This window comes from Lacticaseibacillus songhuajiangensis (genome assembly GCF_003946025.1).
Classification (GTDB): Bacteria; Bacillota; Bacilli; order Lactobacillales; family Lactobacillaceae; genus Lacticaseibacillus; species Lacticaseibacillus songhuajiangensis.
In genome coordinates this window covers 1-16,142 of record NZ_RHNR01000025.1, presented here as the reverse complement: position 1 = coordinate 16,142, position 16,142 = coordinate 1, and the positions used below count along the sequence as shown (strand labels likewise).

The 16,142-nt window shown below is 52.3% G+C and carries 17 protein-coding genes; 10 read left to right on the top strand and 7 right to left on the bottom strand.

Annotated features, from left to right (window positions below):
* Positions 1-260 precede the first annotated feature (260 nt).
* Entirely contained in the window at positions 261-812 is a 552-nt protein-coding gene (locus EKM97_RS07295; RefSeq protein WP_125571739.1) for a chromate transporter, read from the bottom strand.
* Positions 809-1,354, bottom strand: coding sequence for a chromate transporter (locus EKM97_RS07290; RefSeq protein WP_164507474.1), 546 nt, complete (start codon positions 1,352-1,354; stop codon positions 809-811). Before EKM97_RS07290 ends, EKM97_RS07295 begins: the two co-directional genes overlap by 4 nt.
* Positions 1,355-1,492: 138 nt before the next feature.
* Here EKM97_RS07290 and EKM97_RS07285 point away from each other — a divergent pair, with 138 nt between their 5' ends.
* Positions 1,493-2,356 carry a LysR family transcriptional regulator gene (locus tag EKM97_RS07285; RefSeq protein ID WP_164507473.1) on the top strand — a complete coding sequence of 288 codons (864 nt, stop codon included), beginning with the start codon at positions 1,493-1,495 and terminating at the stop codon, positions 2,354-2,356.
* A gap of 115 nt (positions 2,357-2,471) precedes the next feature.
* Here the strand turns inward: EKM97_RS07285 and EKM97_RS07280 are convergent, their stop codons facing one another.
* Positions 2,472-2,939 (bottom strand): Hsp20 family protein, encoded by a 468-nt coding sequence (locus EKM97_RS07280; protein WP_125571736.1) that lies wholly within the window; start codon positions 2,937-2,939, stop codon positions 2,472-2,474.
* Between the two features lie 311 nt (positions 2,940-3,250).
* The gene (locus EKM97_RS07275) at positions 3,251-3,481 is read right to left on the bottom strand and encodes a cytochrome b5 domain-containing protein (protein WP_125571735.1); all 231 of its coding nucleotides are present in this window, start codon (positions 3,479-3,481) and stop codon (positions 3,251-3,253) included.
* Between the two features lie 211 nt (positions 3,482-3,692).
* Between EKM97_RS07275 and EKM97_RS07270 the strand changes: the two genes are divergently transcribed.
* From EKM97_RS07270 to EKM97_RS07245, 6 genes are all read left to right on the top strand, one after another.
* Positions 3,693-4,847: a GGDEF domain-containing protein gene (locus EKM97_RS07270; RefSeq protein ID WP_125571734.1), complete on the top strand. Its 1,155-nt coding sequence runs from the start codon at positions 3,693-3,695 to the stop codon at positions 4,845-4,847.
* Positions 4,848-5,028: 181 nt separating this feature from the next.
* Positions 5,029-6,015: an aldo/keto reductase gene (locus EKM97_RS07265; protein ID WP_125571733.1), complete on the top strand. Its 987-nt coding sequence runs from the start codon at positions 5,029-5,031 to the stop codon at positions 6,013-6,015.
* A gap of 22 nt (positions 6,016-6,037) precedes the next feature.
* Positions 6,038-6,850: a Cof-type HAD-IIB family hydrolase gene (locus EKM97_RS07260; protein WP_225419241.1), complete on the top strand. Its 813-nt coding sequence runs from the start codon at positions 6,038-6,040 to the stop codon at positions 6,848-6,850.
* A gap of 300 nt (positions 6,851-7,150) precedes the next feature.
* A complete protein-coding gene (locus tag EKM97_RS07255; protein ID WP_263853717.1) occupies positions 7,151-8,593 on the top strand; it encodes an amino acid permease in 1,443 nt (480 codons plus the stop codon).
* Positions 8,594-8,737: 144 nt separating this feature from the next.
* Positions 8,738-9,127 (top strand): DUF1093 domain-containing protein, encoded by a 390-nt coding sequence (locus EKM97_RS07250; protein ID WP_125571732.1) that lies wholly within the window; start codon positions 8,738-8,740, stop codon positions 9,125-9,127.
* A gap of 54 nt (positions 9,128-9,181) precedes the next feature.
* Entirely contained in the window at positions 9,182-10,039 is an 858-nt protein-coding gene (locus tag EKM97_RS07245; protein ID WP_125571731.1) for an RluA family pseudouridine synthase, read from the top strand.
* Between the two features lie 100 nt (positions 10,040-10,139).
* Here EKM97_RS07245 and rpmG read toward each other — a convergent pair whose 3' ends face one another.
* Positions 10,140-10,289: a 50S ribosomal protein L33 gene (gene rpmG / locus EKM97_RS07240; protein ID WP_125571730.1), complete on the bottom strand. Its 150-nt coding sequence runs from the start codon at positions 10,287-10,289 to the stop codon at positions 10,140-10,142.
* Positions 10,290-10,469: 180 nt separating this feature from the next.
* On the opposite strand from rpmG, the gene EKM97_RS07235 reads away from it, so the two are divergent.
* Both EKM97_RS07235 and EKM97_RS07230 read left to right on the top strand, forming a co-directional pair.
* Positions 10,470-11,000, top strand: a complete 531-nt coding sequence (locus EKM97_RS07235; protein ID WP_164507472.1) for a GNAT family N-acetyltransferase — start codon at positions 10,470-10,472, stop codon at positions 10,998-11,000.
* 83 nt (positions 11,001-11,083) lie between these two features.
* Complete coding sequence (locus EKM97_RS07230) at positions 11,084-11,632, top strand: hypothetical protein (RefSeq protein ID WP_125571728.1); 549 nt, start codon at positions 11,084-11,086, stop codon at positions 11,630-11,632.
* Positions 11,633-11,680: 48 nt separating this feature from the next.
* Here the strand turns inward: EKM97_RS07230 and EKM97_RS07225 are convergent, their stop codons facing one another.
* Positions 11,681-13,198, bottom strand: coding sequence for a helix-turn-helix domain-containing protein (locus EKM97_RS07225; protein WP_125571727.1), 1,518 nt, complete (start codon positions 13,196-13,198; stop codon positions 11,681-11,683).
* Between the two features lie 144 nt (positions 13,199-13,342).
* Entirely contained in the window at positions 13,343-13,981 is a 639-nt protein-coding gene (locus EKM97_RS07220) for a deoxynucleoside kinase (protein ID WP_125571726.1), read from the bottom strand.
* Positions 13,982-14,460: 479 nt separating this feature from the next.
* On the opposite strand from EKM97_RS07220, the gene serS reads away from it, so the two are divergent.
* Positions 14,461-15,744 (top strand): serine--tRNA ligase, encoded by a 1,284-nt coding sequence (gene serS, locus EKM97_RS07215; RefSeq protein WP_125571725.1) that lies wholly within the window; start codon positions 14,461-14,463, stop codon positions 15,742-15,744.
* Positions 15,745-16,142: the final 398 nt, after the last annotated feature.

The following is a 16,142-nucleotide window of genomic DNA, read 5'->3' as shown; positions in this document are numbered from 1 at the left end:
TTGGTTAGCGGCATAGAAGGGTGTTTTTCGGGTCGTCCAGAGCCTTCCTGAGTTCTCACTATCCTCAAGTCACTGCTAGGGTGGGCGCCGTACTCGTCGCTTCTTTCGCCTTGTTTTGTTCTGTTGAGATAGATACTAGCACGAAAATTTTCGCTTGTAAAACCCAAAATGACAAAAAAATGCGAGCAAGTTGCAATTTTGTACGTCAAAATCTAAGCAAAATGCAATCTCGACGGGCGCTGGGGTCGTCGGCAAACTTTTTACAAGTAATAGAAAATTGCCCCGATGACCCCGGCAATGAGAATCAGCCAGACTGGGTTGAGGTGGAACTTCAGATCCAGACCGAGGACGAGGCCGAGGACGAGCAAGTTGGGCCAGTCGATGGTCATTTTGCGCCAGGCGAAGACGGAGTCGACACCGAACACGGTGCTCAGCAGCAGGGTGCAGGCGACCGCAATGATCAGCCCCGCGGCGGCGGGCATAATGCCCTTCAGAATGGAACTGAGCACCCAGTTACTCTTGATGCGCTTTTCGTAGTGCATGTAAAGTGGCACGAAGATTAGCGAAGGAATGCAGACGGTCAGCGTCGCCGCCAAGGCAAACCAGAAGCCGCCGGTGAGCTGGCCGATGTAGGTTGCCGAGTTAATGGCGATGGGACCGGGAATCATGCCGTCCAGCGCGTTGAGGTCGGCGAACTGGGCGGTGGTCAGGCCGAGTTGCTCCGATTGGGCATAGATGAGCGACAACATCGCGTAGCCGCCGCCGAAACCGAGAAAGCCGATTTTGAGAAACGCCAGAATTAAGTTAATCATGCTTGCTGCCCCCGTTTCCGGTAGCCGCCGATGATGCCCAAAGCGGCGGCGATAATGATGAGTGTCGGGGCACTTGCCAGGCTAAACAGCGTGGCAACTAGGCACAAGAGCGCCAGCAAAATGCTGGCCCAATCGCGCAAGTTGTAACGCGCCAAACTGTAGGCGGCGCTGAATAGGAACGCAGCGGAGGCGGCACGAATGGCACTCATGATGGCGAGGGTCACGCCGTGTTGGGGAATGAGTTGATACAGCATCGTCGCCAGCAGCATCAACACAAATGCCGGCAGGACGGCGCCAAAACCCGCCCAGAACATACCGCTGCGGCCATTAATTTTGCGGCCGACAAAGCAGGCGTTGGTGAGGGCGATGACGCCGGGAAAGGTTTGGGCCAGGGTCGAGTATTCGTAAAGCTCGTCGCGCGACATGAGGTGGTGCTTAGTTACGACCTCGCGCTCGATGACGGGCAACATCGCCATCCCGCCAGAGAAGGTGAAGGTCCCCGCGATGAGGTAAATCTTAAAAAGTAGCCAATTCTTCTGCATGGTGGTTCCTCCGTTCAGGCTGCAAAGAAGCTTAGCCCTTGGGCACGTAGCTCCTGCCTCTATTCTAACGTGTCCCTTGCTTGACTTAAAATGCAATTCCGGTACACTCGGCATAACCAAATCGTTATGGAGGCGGACATGAACATACGACAATTGACAATTTTCACGGCGGTAGCGGATCGCGAATCGATTACTAAGGCCGCCGCACACCTGTTTCTTACGCAACCCGCGGTGTCTAAGGCAATTCGTGAACTGGAAGCAGACGTCGGCACGCAACTGTTTGACCGGCGCGATAACCGCCTGCGTTTGAATGCGGCAGGGCGTGAATTTCGCATTCAGGCGCAGCATTTGCTGCAAGATTGGACCCAGCTTGCGAATTTTGGGCAGACGCAGGCGCAGAATCTGCCGCTACGGGTGGGAGTGAGTCTCACTATCGGCCAGGATGTACTGCCGGGTGCTGTTGCTCGCTTCCGCAAAATGCATCCGGAAACGCCGCTGAAGTTATATGCCGAGAACGTGACGCAGATTAAGCAGCGCCTGCTGCGCGGCGACATTGATCTGGCGTTTATTGAGGGCGTTGCGCGCGGCAAGGCGTTCACGAACACACTTATTTCGCGCTACCAACTGCTGGTGGTGGCGGCGCCGGAGTTTGCTTGTCCGGAGCGAATTAATGTGCAGGAGTTAGTGGAATTGCCGCTCCTCCTGCGGGAAATTGGCAGTACGCTGCGCGATGGCTTGGAGACGGCAATCCGGCCACTGAATTTGGCGACGGAACCGCTACTGGAAAGTATCAATACGACGGTTTTGATTGGCGCGGCGCGCGCAGGCTTGGGGATGACAATTTTGCCAGCTTCATTGGCACAGCCTGAAATTCAGGCGGGCGCTTTACGCACTATCACAGTCGACGGGTTGGACCTCGTTACCGATAATTACGCAGTGGGTCTCAGCACGGGTCCTGCTAGTAACCTGGAGCGAGATATGGTGGCGTGTTTTCGGCATTAGGTGCCGCGCTTGAAACACTGAACAGCAAAACAGACTGCAATCGGAATCCGTGAATCCAATTGCAGTCTGTTTTTGTTGATGGGAGCTAATTCACCCACCTAATGTTCTTGCCAGTTTAGTTAATTTCAATATTGTGGTCAGTGTCAGTTGCTTCGGTGAGCTTTGGCAAAGTAATGCTCAGCACACCGTTGTCGACGTGCGCCTTGATGCCCTTCACGTCAACGTCAGGCAACTTGTAGGAGCGGCTGGAACTGCCGTAACTACGCTCCGACATCAGCAGGTTGCCATCCTTGTCTGTGTGGTCACTGACGGTATCCTTGTTGACGTTAATAGTCAGCACATTTTCCTTGTAACTCAGCTTGATTGCATCCTTGTTAACGCCAGGAACATCAACATTGATTTCGTAAGCGTCCTTGGTTTCCTGAACGTCGGTTGGCAGGCCATTCATGGCGGTGGTTGTGATGCCATCGTCCCAGTCGTCAAACCAGCTGGCCTCTGGACCGAAGAAACGCCGTCCTAATTCACTAAAGAATGGGTCGCTTACCCAATTGTTCCGCCGCGTCGTCATTTCATTGTTAGCCATAACTGATTCTTCCTTTCACCAAAACTAAAAATGATTTGTGAGAGCTGAACATATTGTTCTTGTTCCTCTCAACGACATTAATGTACCACCATTTAGCGCTCATGTAAAGCGAGTGCTAAAAAGAAACGTTAATGCCGGTAATTACTGGTAATAACGATTGCAATGTATCCGTGTGCACAACTATACCAATTTATAATTATGGCTTCAAATCGGCAGCTGTCACGGTGGCAACTAGACCAATGGTCAATATTGGTCAAAATAGTTAAACAACAAAAAAACGCCGTTATATCAACGCGGCGTTTAGTATTTGCTTAACCGATGTACTTACCGACGACTGGCTTATCCGTCAGCACGGCCTTGCCATGCGGGGAGTGGCTAATGGCTTCAGTGAGATCACGGCCGGCGTGGTTGCCGTGGTGATTCTCACCGCCCCAAGCGGGGACAGCACTTAAGTCGTAAACAACACCATCAATTGCAACGTATTTTTGCGGATTCTGCACACCGTCATACTTAGCGAGTTCTTCCTTTGTAAATTCTTTCATGTCATTACTCCTTTCAGCGAACGTATCCTACTTACTATTATACAGCATCCGGTTTGTGAAACCCATTACATTTTGGCCTAAGAAGTCATTAAATTGTATCTGGTGTTAATAGTTTGGGGGGTGTTCTCCTATTGAAAGCCGCAGCAGCTTGGCGTATTCTTTTAGGAAATCATGTTATCATTTATGCCTTGGGGGAGGTGAGCTTTTGTCAATGGGATGGTTACTGGCGACTTTTTGGGCGTCACTAGAAACGAACGTGGTTGTTTTTCTGGGGGTATTGTCGCTCATTTACTGGGTCGGCGACGTTAAGACCGGGTGGATGCGCAAATACCACGACTATATCCAGTGGGGCATCAGCTTTGCCTTTATGAGCTACTTATTTTTGATGCTTAAAATCGACGGCAAATTTCATCCCCAGATTTGGGGGCAGCATTGGACTTTCTACAACATGCTGATTGTTGCCACTTTTATTTTCTGCATGCTCATGATTTCACGGGCGTATTCTGCCATCATCGCCTTGCTCACGGTTGCTTTCTTCCTGACTTTCCCCGCAACACTCTCGCCGCGGCGCACGCTGGCGTTTGCCGTGGTGATCATTATTCAGTTCGTACTCGCAAAATATGGTCGCCAGATTTGGTCGCGGCGCGTTTGCGTATACGGCCTAATGATACTGTATGCTGGGTTTGGCATGTATGGCCTCTTGAATCTTGAACATCTGCCGACTGACCAGGGCTTCTGGCTGCGGCAGATTACGGCGCTGGTGTTCCAGGCCGTTGTGGGTTACGAATATTTGCGCTTACTGATTCGCCGGCGAATGGCGTCGGATACTTTTCGGCGGGAGGCCAGCAACGACCGGATGACGGGCGTAAAGAATTTTGGTGCCTTTAACACGGACATTGAGGAAACCTACCGGCGGTTCAAAAACGGGGGGCGGCATTACGTTCTGATTGAAATGGACGTTGATCACTTTAAAGGAATTAACGATGCGTACGGGCACCTGGTTGGGAACCAAGTGCTCACGGGGGTGGCCCATACCGCAGCGCAATTCGCGGCGGAACTACCACGTGAATGTGAGGTTTACCGCATGGGCGGCGAAGAATTCTGCATTTTGATTCGCGACCTCGAAACTTATAGTGAAACGAGCAGCCGGACGATTACCCAGAACCTCAAGGCGAAGCTCGACGCCCTGCGCTTTAAAGATGATCAAGACCATGAATTTGGGATAACCGTCTCGATTGGGGAAGAACGGGTTCTGAAAGAGGACAACAACTATCTTGATATTTACAACCGGGTGGATCACTTCCTCTATGCTGCCAAGAACAGTGGCCGCGACCAGATTAATTTGCACGGAATTACGATTAAATAGAAACTGATATTCAGCAAGCGGCGCAATCCGAAGGGATGCGCCGCTTTTTAGATGTGACCGAATTCATACGATTGCTGTACAATTCGTGCGCAATGTCCTTGTACTATGTTGGTGATCGCCGCTTTTTGTTATAATCGACTTGCATATAGTAAGCGCAGTCATTCGGAAAGGATGTCAATTTATGTATTCAGCAAAAGAAAATCGTTACGAAAACACGCAGTTGCGGCACGCGGGGGACAGCGGCCTAGTGTTGCCACCAGTCTCATTGGGGCTCTGGCGCCACTTTAGCGACCAGGACCCATTCGCAGACCGGCGGGAAGTCATCCTGGCAGCCTTTGATCGCGGCATGTTCCACTTTGACGTTGCGGATCACTACGGGACACCGTATGGGGCCAGTGAGCGGTTGCTGGGCCGGATTTTGGCCAGCGACTTGAAGCCATACCGTGATGAAATCGTGGTGTCCACCAAGGTGGGTTACGAGATGCATCCGGGGGCATTCGGCACGGGAACGTCCCGCAAGGCCATCGCCCAGGACATCAACGCTTCCTTGCGGCGCTTGCAGACAGATTACGTCGATGTTTATTACGCCCACCGCTTTGACGACCAGACACCGCTGCACGAAACGGTGCGCGCGCTGGACGACGTGGTTCGTAGCGGCAAGGCCTTGTACATCGGGATTTCCAATTATGACAATGCGCAGACCAAAGAAGCTGTTAAGTTGTTCCGTGAATTGGGCACACCGCTTGTTCTGAGCCAGATGAGTTACAACATGTTTAACCGCAGTGTTGAAACGACCGGCCTGCTCGACACCTTGCGTCAGAGTGGTGTCGGGATGGTGGCTTACGGCCCACTGTCTGAAGGTCTACTCAGCGACCGTTACTTGGACGGCATTCCGGAAGACTTCCCAATTCACCCTACTAACCGCGGTACCTTCAAGAACGGCCGCGACGCGGTGGTAACCAAGTTGCAGCAGCTGAATTCAATTGCCCACGACCGCAACCAGACACTGTCCCAGATGGCCTTGGCTTGGTTGCTCCGTGACAAGGTGGTTGCCAGTGTGATCATCGGGACGACCAGTGTGGCGCACCTAGATGACAACCTGAAGGCTAGCGAACACCTGGACTTCACGGACGCGGAATTGCAAGCCATTGCGGTAATTCTAGACTAGGATGTTAATGGAGATTTGATTCGTGATTAAACACATCTTTTCAGATATGGATGGTACCTTGCTCAATGCGCAGGGGGTCGTGACGGATACGACCGCTGCGGCAATTCGGGCGGCGCAGATTCCGCTGACATTGGTATCAGCGCGCGCACCCATGGAGATGGCAGCGGCGATTGCCAAGCTTGATTTGCGCGGCCCTCAGATTGGGTTCAATGGCGGTTTGATTTACCGCCGCGGTCAGGATGGCTGGGAAACAATCAGTGAGCGCGTGATTACAACTGAGCAAGCCGCCACGATTGTCGCCGCGGTGCGGACGCATTTTCCGGAGGTTAGTGTTAGTTTTTACGACCGCGACGCCTGGTATGCTGAAAATGATAGTGCCGAATTACAATTTGAAATGCGTTTGACTGGTCAGCAGCCCCGTTTTCAGGATTTCAGCGTGCTATTCGCTAAGCCGGCGCTGCAGGTGTTCAAAATCATGATGATCACCTTCGACGCCGAAAAGATGGCGGCACTAAATGCGTACTTCAAGCAGAAGGGGTTCCCAGACGTTGCCGTGCAGCAGTCGGGGACGGCTTACCTGGAGATTACCAGTCGTGAAGCCAAGAAGTCGCGGGGGATTCAGTACATTCTGGACCGCGAGCAACTGCAGGCTAGCGACACGGCTGCCTTCGGTGACGGGCATAACGACTTGCCAATGCTGAAGATGGTGGGCTTGCCGGTGGTCATGGGCAACGCGCTACCTGCCATCAAAACGGTGGCGGCGCATGTGACCAAGGCGAACACCGCCGACGGCATTGCGTACGCATTGCAGAACTACCCGGAATTTCAATCGTAAAGTCTGTGGAAACGCCCTGTGGCTTAATCGGCCGCAAGGCGTTTTTTGGTGCTAAAGTGCCGTTGGCTTATGTCAGGATTAATCATTAAACCTGTGACAATTTATACACTGTGAATAGACACGTGTCGTTTTTTGTGTTACAAAAATACTGTTGCGCATTTTATCAATTTGCTTATGATAGCGCCGTTAATAAGGGCTTAAGAACATCTGAAGTGCGGATTAATTTACGCCGCAGATGGATTAATTCGGATTCTCGTTCTGTAATACTAAAAAGTATATTTTTTGATTGGAGTGGATTTTTTGGCAAATGAAGGCGGCGGCGTCAAGCGGGAACTGCAGACGCGGCACCTGTCGATGATTGCCCTCGGTGGGAGTATCGGGACTGGTTTGTTTGTCGCCAGTGGCTCGGCAATCTCGACTGCGGGTCCGGGGGGCGCGATTCTGGCCTACGCGGGCATTGGCATCATGGTGTACTTCTTGATGACCAGTTTGGGGGAAATGGCGACGTTCATGCCGGTCTCGGGATCCTTTTCCGAGTACGCGACGCGCTTCGTTGATCCGGCAGTCGGGTTTGCGCTCGGCTGGAACTACTGGTTTAACTGGGCCATTACCCTGGCGGTGGACGTGTCGACAACGGCAATTGTGATGCACTTTTGGCTGCCGAACGTACCGGGCTGGATTTTCAGCTTGGGTTTTCTCGCCCTCATCTTCCTGATTAACATCATTTCGGTGAAGTCCTTTGGGGAAACGGAGTACTGGCTGTCGATGGTCAAGGTCGTGACCGTGCTGATTTTCCTGGCGGTCGGTTTGCTCACGATTGTCGGGATTCTCGGCGGCGGCCATGCGATTGGCCTGCGGAACTACACAATTGGCGATGCGCCGTTTCATGGTGGCTGGACTTCCGCACTGTCCGTGTTCGTGGTGGCCGGCTTCTCCTTCCAGGGAACCGAGCTGATTGGGATTACCGCCGGTGAGTCGGCCACGCCGGAAAAGAGCATTCCGAAGGCCATTAAGCAGGTCTTCTGGCGCATTCTCCTCTTTTACATTCTGGCGATTGCCGTGATTGCGGCGATTATTCCGTACACCAGTCCGAACTTGCTGGGGGCCAGTGCGCAGGATGTGGCCATTTCGCCATTTACCCTGGTGTTTAAGCGCATCGGGATGGCGGGTGCGGCCAGCGTGATGAACGCGGTGATTCTGACCTCCGTGCTTTCTTCAGCCAACTCGGGGATGTACGCTTCGACCCGGATGCTGTGGGCGATGGGCGGTACGGGCTTTGCCCCGCGGATTTTCAATAAAACCAATAACCGCGGCGTACCGCTGCCCGCACTGATTGTGACCACGGCCGTCGGCGCCTTGACCTTCCTGACCAGCATCATGGGCCCGAGTGTCTACGGCTTGCTGGTGGCGGCGTCCGGACTGACTGGGTTTATTGCCTGGCTCGGGATTGCGCTGTCGTACTACCGTTTCCGGCGCGCGTTTATTGCGCAGGGGCATGACCTCAGTGAACTCGTCTACCACGCCAAATGGTTCCCGCTGGGACCTATTCTGGCCGGAGTGATGGGGATTGCGGTCATCGTCGGGCAGGATTTACGGTCTGTGACGCATTTTGCTTGGGACCGGCTGCTGATTTCCTACATGTCAATTCCGCTGTTTCTGGTGCTGTATTTCTACTACAAAATTAAGCACAAGACGCACGTGATTAAGTTGCAGGATGTGGACTTGAGTCGGCATAAAGAGTAAGTCATTAGTCAAGTGATCTTCGTTCGCGAAGGTGCTTGGCTTTTTTGATGCGGATATGCAGGCTTTTGCTTAATTTTGGCCCGAAAGACTTGGCGGAAACCGTTTCTTGTGGCAATCTAGAAGAAAACACGGAGGTACGAAGACATGAAGAAAGTCTTGGGTATTATTGCGGTGGTACTGCTTGTTGTCATTGGCTGGGTTGGCTATAAGGAGTGGTCCAGCACCTACAAGACGACGGAGGCGTACGCGCTGGTTCCGGCAACGCCAGCAAAGACGCGGACGGTTAACAACGAGGGGAAGAAGCAAAGCGACGGCAATGGTAACCCGCTGTATTCCTACAAGTACACGTTCAAGTTTGTGACGACGGACGGCCAGACGCGCACGTTGCGCTGGGAGCAGGAAGGTACGAACCCAACGCCGCTGACACCGGGCGCTTACGTTTACGCCAAAATCTCGCAAAAGCGCGTGAACAACGGGCTGAACATCGTGAGTGCGGACAAGGTGCCCAGTTCCATTAAGGCAAAGCTGAAGTAGTTGCAAAGGCGCCGCGCGGCATGCGGGCGCCTTTAATATTGCAAGGAGGACAACATGCGCTTTAGTTTCGAGTATCCAGCTAGCAGTGATAGTACCGTTAAACGGGTCCTCGCCCGGGGCGGGGTGAGTCACCGCTTGTTTAGCCGGCTGAAGGCGGCAGGCCTCATCTGGGTCGATGGCCACCGCGCCGGTAATGTTGAAGTGCGTGCGGGGCAGATTGTGCGCTTTGAGCTGCCTAGCGACGAAGGCGTAACGCCTAGCGCAGGCGCCATTGAAGTCGTGCGCGACGTCGGCAACTGGCTGCTAGTGAACAAACCAGCTGGACTTACGAGCGTTCCGGGACCACACAATCCGGCCGACAGTTTGTTGAACCGCGCCGCGGGTTACTTGCAGCGGCAGGGCTACGATAGTCCGCACCCAGCAATCATTACGCGCCTTGATCGGGATACCAGCGGACTGGTACTGATTGCCAAGCACGGCTTCGCGCAAGGACTGCTGGACCAAAATCAAGCAGCCGCGCAGCTGGATAAGCGCTACTACGCCTTAGCGGGCGGCGTCATGACCGAGCGCTGGGGCCGGGTGGTACTGCCACTGGGCGCCGGTGCTGATGGCATCCACCAGGTGGTGCGCGCTGACGGTAAGGATGCGCGCACCGATTACCGGGTGCTGCAGGCCGGTACGCACGCCGCGCTTCTGGAATGCCACCTGCTGACGGGGCGCACCCACCAGATTCGGGTGCACATGGCGCAATGCGGTCATCCGCTCCTGGGGGATGCACTGTACGGCGGCAATCTGCAACAACTGCAGACGCAGGCGCTGATGGCTAGTCAGTTAAGCTTCACTGATCCGTTCACGGGAGAGCGGATTAGCGCAGAACTACCGTTGCCGGCCGCGTGGCAAGAATTACTTTGAATTATCAGCAGACAAAAAGCGAGTCGCATCCATCTGCGGCTCGCCTTTTTCATACTGAGCGCAAAAAAATAGACCTGGAATAATCCAAGTCTGTTTTTTTCTACTTAACTTCGGTGAAGACCACGCGCTTGCGCAGCTTTGGGGAGTACTTCTTAAGCTGAAGCTTTTCAGGAGTATTCCGCTTGTTCTTGGAAGTCAGGTAGATACGTTCGCCGGTTTCGGCGCAACCAAGGATAATGTTGTTACGCATCTAATCCACCCACTTTCTATATAGTAATTAACTAGTTTAGTTTACCTGATGGACGGTGAAAGTCAAGGATACGGACAAAATAAGCCCAGGTGGGTCAAAATGCGTGAATTTTGGGTGCGCTTGCAGGCGTAATCTGCTAAGCTAAGAACTGGTATGAATCATTAGGCGGAGGTGATAGTCGTGGCAACAGGGAATGCCAAGCTCATCCGGCCGCTAACGCAGGCAGATGCGCACGCGTATGCGCAGTACATGAACCGGCCAGAGGTCTACGTGCCCGCAGCGGCATTGCCGCCGGTAGATGATGCGGCGGCCGCACGGATCATCGCCTTAACACTGCGCTCGGGCCAGGCGTTTGCCGTCTTGGCGCCGACAGACGGCCGGGTGGTCGGCCACATAGAGACCGCGCTGCGCATTGGCGCTGATGGTGGTCCAGACGACACGGCGGTGGAACTAGCTTACGTGTTGGCGCCTGAAGCGTGGCATCAAGGGCTGATGACGCGGGCATTAACCGCGGTGCTCCAGCAGTTGTTTACAACCGACGTGATGACGATTTGGGCAGCTGTGTACGCGGATAACCAGCCATCGCGGCGCTTGCTGCAACGTTTAGGATTTCAAAAAGTGGGGGTACAAAATGCCCCCGCTTTGCAAAGCCAAAACGGTCAGTTGCAGGAGGAATGGCGTCTGTCTAAGGACGACTGGCCATTAAATTAAGTGCCACCTTAGTGGAAAGTCGCACGAATCTCATCTTTTAATGATATACTTTAGTCAATAAAACATCCGGAGGGTATCCAGAAATGGCATCGCAGGCTGATTACACAGAGTTATACAACAAACGCATGGCGCTGATTGAAGAAGACCCACAATACACGGTTCTTGCAAGCATGAACAAGCCGATGGAACCCGGGGCAGAACGGGTTACGCAGTACATTGTGTACACCGACTTCAAGAATGACGGCCAGAAACAGAAAACAAGTTCGATCTACGTTTACACGCCTTACGCCAATATTGACAAGTATGGGCATTCAAAGGCGGACTTCCAGGCGCAGCTCCTGTTCGAGTTGAACCAGTGGGATGACGTGATGCACATCACGGTGCTCGAAACCTTGGGTAGTGAAAGCCGCCTCGCGTTCTTCGACTACCAGAACCTTGGGCTGGCTCAGCTCGCCTTGCAGTCGCTGTTGAACATGGCCAACAAGTACGGGGTCAAGCGCATTGATGGTAACATCAGCTCCTTTGATAAGGAGAAGTTTGCCAAGATTGTGCACATCTTTGAGAAGTTCACCTTCAACGTGACCATCATGGACGCACAGCACGGCATTGGCCGCATTAGTAAAACGCTTTAGAAGCAAGCAAAAAGCCACGCGTGAGCGTGGCTTTTTTGTATGCCGGAATCAAATCTGCATGAATTCATAGTCATCGGGTAAGCCGAGTTTCTGAAAGAAGGTTTCTTTAATGCTCTTGTAGAGATTGAAGTAGTCATTGTCATCTGCATCCACGTGCCAAACAACTCTGGTCTGGGGGTGGTTGGGCTTACTGGTCAGCACTGGCTGATCGCCCGCAAAGGTAATAATGAGGTCCGCGTCCGCGGTATCGTCATCATGACTCATGAGCTCCACGAAGCTGAGACTGCCAAGAAAAGTGCTGATCTTGTGCACGCTCACGTTGCTGTCTTCGAGTAGCAGTTTGCACTGCACGAGTTGTGGCCAAGTGAAGCTGCGCAGGTGCGGCGACAAGATGTAGCAGATTTGCTGAGTGAGCATGACCGCATTTTGCTTGAAAATGTCCATGTCCGCGTCCGCGGGGAGTTCTTCATGGAACTGAATCAGGTCCTTGTACATGGTGGTGTGCGGGTAAATCTCGCGCGCCTCGTCGTAGAAGTCGAGCAGCTGCGGTACCGGTCCCTGGAACAGGTAGAAAGTGGTGGCAACTCGGATGATGTTGGTGACCAGCGCCATGTCGTCGCTGACGGCGAGCAAGGCCTTCGGGTGCCGGAACTTTTCGAGAAAGTCGGTCAGGTGGTCGGTATACGTGCGGATGGGGTTTTCGCTGTCCATGACGTTAGCGTACATTTCCAGCCAGTCATCCTGCGTTTTGCTAAAGCGCATGCGGCCCAGCTGGTAGAAACGGAAGAACTGCGACTCAGAGCGCAACTGTTCATCCGTCAGCTTCGCGTACATATCCGCATCGTAAACCGTATCGTTCAGTAGCGTGGCTTGGGTGAAAATTTTGTCGAACCGTGGCCACGGCTTGAGCAGGTGTCCGCGGACGATGCGCAAGCGGCAGATTCCCCAAAAGAGCATTTCCTGCAGGGCAATCAGGGGACTACGCGGTGCATCTTCAATGTGCAGGTAGGCATCATTGAGGCGCTGCGGCTGAATCGCGGTGATGGGCCAGCGGACGCCGTGGAAGCCGAACCAGTAGAAGGAAAACAGGAAGAAGCGGATGCGCCGCTCGTCACCGGTAATCTCGGTACTGGTGAAGGAAATACCCATATCGTATCGCTCAAGGAACTTGCGCAGCGGCAGCGTCTTGCGGGTCAGGGTGGAACGGGAGATGTAACGGTCCGCACAGAAGGTGTCCACGTTGGTGTGCACGGCCTGGGCCATGTAGTCGATGAATTGGAACTGCAGTGATTGTTCTAGAAGGAACAAGCGGTACTCATCAATCGAAACAGGAAAGTTTGATGGCGACATCAGGCGCTTTTTTTCAACCTTGCTACTCTTACCGGTGATCTGCTCGAGGTCGGCTAGTAGTTCGCGGAAGATGTTGTACGACTGCTGGTAGGAGACGTGCAGCTTATTACTGAGGTCGTTAATGGTAAATCCGGATTCGTCAATGGTCTTGAGTGCACGGTACATTTGGAACTTTTGCAGATCACTGGTATCCAGAAATAACTGCTCGTAAATCATACGCAATCCTCCCGCTAAAATTACTAGTAATTATGCCATAAGTATAGCAAAAAAAGCCCCAATGCGCGTAGATTGTTATATCAAACTGCGTGTATTGGGGTAAATAAGTCACGGTTTTAGGCGCGCTAAACTATTCTGACAGAATTAAGCGTGTAATTCGCGTAATTTGCTGTCAATCATGCTCAGGACTTCTTGACGGGCGTCTTCATCTTCAACGAAGTTCAGCCGGTCGCCGTCAATTTGCATTTTAGGGCTCTCGTTGTACTGGTCGTACCACTTAGCGTAGCGTGTGTTCAGCTGCTCGTAGTATTTGTACAGACTAGGGTCGGCATCAATTTGTTCGAAAGGCCGGCCACGCTTTTGAATCCGCTTGAGCATGGTGTCGAAGGAGACCTGAATGTGAATTAGCAGGTCAGGGGCCTTCTGGTGTGTTTCAAAAGGCAGTTCTTCCATCATGTTGCTGAGCAGGTCATTGTAAACGTCGTACTCGGTTTGCGTTGCGCGACCCAGGTCAGCGTTCAGCTTGAACAGCAAGGAGTCTTCGAAGATGGACCGGTCGAGGACATCGTTGTCGTTTGCGAAAGCTTCCTTGATGGCGTCAAAGCGCTTGTTCAGGAAGTAAATCTGGAGCAAGAAGGCGTACTTCTTGGGATCCTTATAGAAGAGAGGCAGAACCTGGTTGTCATCAACGGATTCATAGAAAGCCTTTGTGCCCAGGTGCTCAGCAATCATTCCGGTGAGGCTAGTCTTCCCGGCCCCGATAGTTCCTGCAAGTACGATCATTTCATCAAGCTCCTCATTAATCTGCGTTATGGAAAAAGTACCCTGTCAATATTAAGGGTGTCGCGGGTAAAAAGCAACGCGGATTTTGGAATAATAACTGGGGTTTGAAGCAGACGCCGGATGATTCCTACTATAGAGAAACTAAATTAGTGAATCTCACTGGGGGATGCTTGAATTATGGGGCAAAATGCAGTAACTTAGCAGGTAGAAAGAAACACGTGAATAAGCGCCTATTGGTAATCCAGAGAGCCGGTGGTTGGTGTGAACCGGTATTACCGCATTCCAGCGTGAAAGTGGGCGACGAAGAGTCGCACGGGGCTGACCGTTATCCAGTTTGAGTGCACCGTAATCGGTGAATTTGGGTGGTACCGCGGAAAGCAAGCCTTTCGTCCCATGTGGATGAGGGGCTTTTTGTGTGCCGTTTTCCCATCCAGAGGCGGCTTGTTTGAATAAATCTGTTCAATATGGAGGACTGCTAGATGTTAGATTTGAAATTAATTCGTCAGCAACCAGACTGGGCGAAGGAAAAGCTCAGCCGCCGCGGTATTAAGGCTGAAGAAATCGATGAACTGCTGGCCTACGACAAGCAGCGCCGTGAGTTTATTGTGAAGACTGAAGAACTCAAGGCAAAGCGCAATGAAGTTTCCGGCGCGATTGCTAAGATGAAGCGCAACAAGGAAGATGCTAGCGAGCAGATTACCGCAATGCGCAGCGTGGGTCAGGAAATCAGCCAGCTGGACAAGCAGGTGAGTGATCTGGACGAGAAGGTCCAATACATCCTCGTCCGGCTGCCTAACTTCCCTGATGACTCTGCGCCTGCTTCTATGAACGAAGACGATGCACGTGAAGAGCGCAAGTGGGGTAACATCCGTGACTTTGGCTTCAAGCCTAAGGCCCACTGGCAGGTAGGGGAAGATCTCGGCATTTTGGATTTTGAGAATGCCGCTAAGGTTTCCGGTAGTCGCTTTGTCTACTACCGTGGTGCTGGTGCACGTCTGGAACGGGCCGTTTACAACTTCATGCTGGATGAACACCAGAAGGAAGGCTACACCGAAGTGCTGCCACCATACCTGGTGAATGACGAGTCCATGTTTGGAACTGGCCAATTTCCTAAGTTTGTTGGCGACAGCTACACTGTCACCAATGAAGGCATTGATTTAACCCTCATTCCAACAGCAGAAGTCCCATTGGTCAACTACTACCGCGATAGCATTGTGGACGAAGCTAAGTTGCCAATCTACGTGACGGCATTGTCCCCAGCCTTCCGCTCTGAAGCAGGTAGTGCCGGCCGGGATACCCGTGGCCTGATCCGGATGCACCAGTTCAACAAGGTTGAAATGGTGAAGGTGACGAAGCCTGAAGATTCTTGGAACGAACTGGAGAAGTTGACCGCTAATGCTGAAAGCCTGCTGCAGAAGCTGAACCTGCCATACCACGTCATCACTCTGGCAACAGGGGATGCTAGTTTCACTTCCGCTAAGACCTACGACCTTGAAGTGTGGATTCCAGCGCAGGATACCTATCGGGAAATTTCCAGCTGCAGCAATTGTACCGATTTCCAGGCGCGGCGTGCGCACATCCGCTACCGTGACGAAGATGGTAAGCTCCAATTCTGTCACACACTGAACGGATCTGGCCTTGCTGTTGGGCGGACTGTCGCTGCGATCTTGGAAAACTACCAAAATGAAGATGGCACCGTTACAGTTCCTGGCGTCCTCGTGCCATACATGGGCGGTCAGAAACTCATCACCAAGGAAGACTAATTTTCCTACTATAAAGGGGGCTGCACCTTGGTGCAGTCCCCTTTTTGCGTTGTGCACGCTTCTGGAAGTTTTTGTTCGCCTTTTGGAAAATAGTTCTTGACGATGGGTATTTAGGCTGGTAATATACTTTGTGTTGTCACGTGAGTAACACGTCAGCAAGCGCGCTCCAAGGGCGAGCCAAATGATAGGTTAAAAGCGTGGTTGATAAAAATAAAAAGTTTTTATTGACACACAACATACTGGATGATAAGATATCCAAGTTGCATTTGATAGTTCCTTGAAAACTGAACAAAGTTTCGTATATGTGTAGGTTCTTCAGCTTAGTGCTGAAGGAATTAAAACATTTGCGATGTCAATTCGCTTTTTTTAAAAACAATAATGAGCTCTTTGAGCTCTCT

Bases quoted from the DNA above. Each gene is read 5' to 3' on its own strand.
- EKM97_RS07290 (WP_164507474.1), bottom strand. From the start codon at position 1,354: ATGCAGAAGAATTGGCTACTTTTTAAGATTTACCTCATCGCGGGGACC.
- EKM97_RS07265 (WP_125571733.1), top strand. From the start codon at position 5,029: ATGTATTCAGCAAAAGAAAATCGTTACGAAAACACGCAGTTGCGGCAC.
- EKM97_RS07230 (WP_125571728.1), top strand. From the start codon at position 11,084: ATGGCATCGCAGGCTGATTACACAGAGTTATACAACAAACGCATGGCG.
- EKM97_RS07270 (WP_125571734.1), top strand. From the start codon at position 3,693: ATGGGATGGTTACTGGCGACTTTTTGGGCGTCACTAGAAACGAACGTG.
- EKM97_RS07225 (WP_125571727.1), bottom strand. From the start codon at position 13,198: ATGATTTACGAGCAGTTATTTCTGGATACCAGTGATCTGCAAAAGTTC.
- rpmG (WP_125571730.1), bottom strand. From the start codon at position 10,289: ATGCGTAACAACATTATCCTTGGTTGCGCCGAAACCGGCGAACGTATC.
- EKM97_RS07250 (WP_125571732.1), top strand. From the start codon at position 8,738: ATGAAGAAAGTCTTGGGTATTATTGCGGTGGTACTGCTTGTTGTCATT.
- EKM97_RS07295 (WP_125571739.1), bottom strand. From the start codon at position 812: ATGATTAACTTAATTCTGGCGTTTCTCAAAATCGGCTTTCTCGGTTTC.
- EKM97_RS07285 (WP_164507473.1), top strand. From the start codon at position 1,493: ATGAACATACGACAATTGACAATTTTCACGGCGGTAGCGGATCGCGAA.
- EKM97_RS07280 (WP_125571736.1), bottom strand. From the start codon at position 2,939: ATGGCTAACAATGAAATGACGACGCGGCGGAACAATTGGGTAAGCGAC.
- EKM97_RS07220 (WP_125571726.1), bottom strand. From the start codon at position 13,981: ATGATCGTACTTGCAGGAACTATCGGGGCCGGGAAGACTAGCCTCACC.
- EKM97_RS07245 (WP_125571731.1), top strand. From the start codon at position 9,182: ATGCGCTTTAGTTTCGAGTATCCAGCTAGCAGTGATAGTACCGTTAAA.
- EKM97_RS07275 (WP_125571735.1), bottom strand. From the start codon at position 3,481: ATGAAAGAATTTACAAAGGAAGAACTCGCTAAGTATGACGGTGTGCAG.
- serS (WP_125571725.1), top strand. From the start codon at position 14,461: ATGTTAGATTTGAAATTAATTCGTCAGCAACCAGACTGGGCGAAGGAA.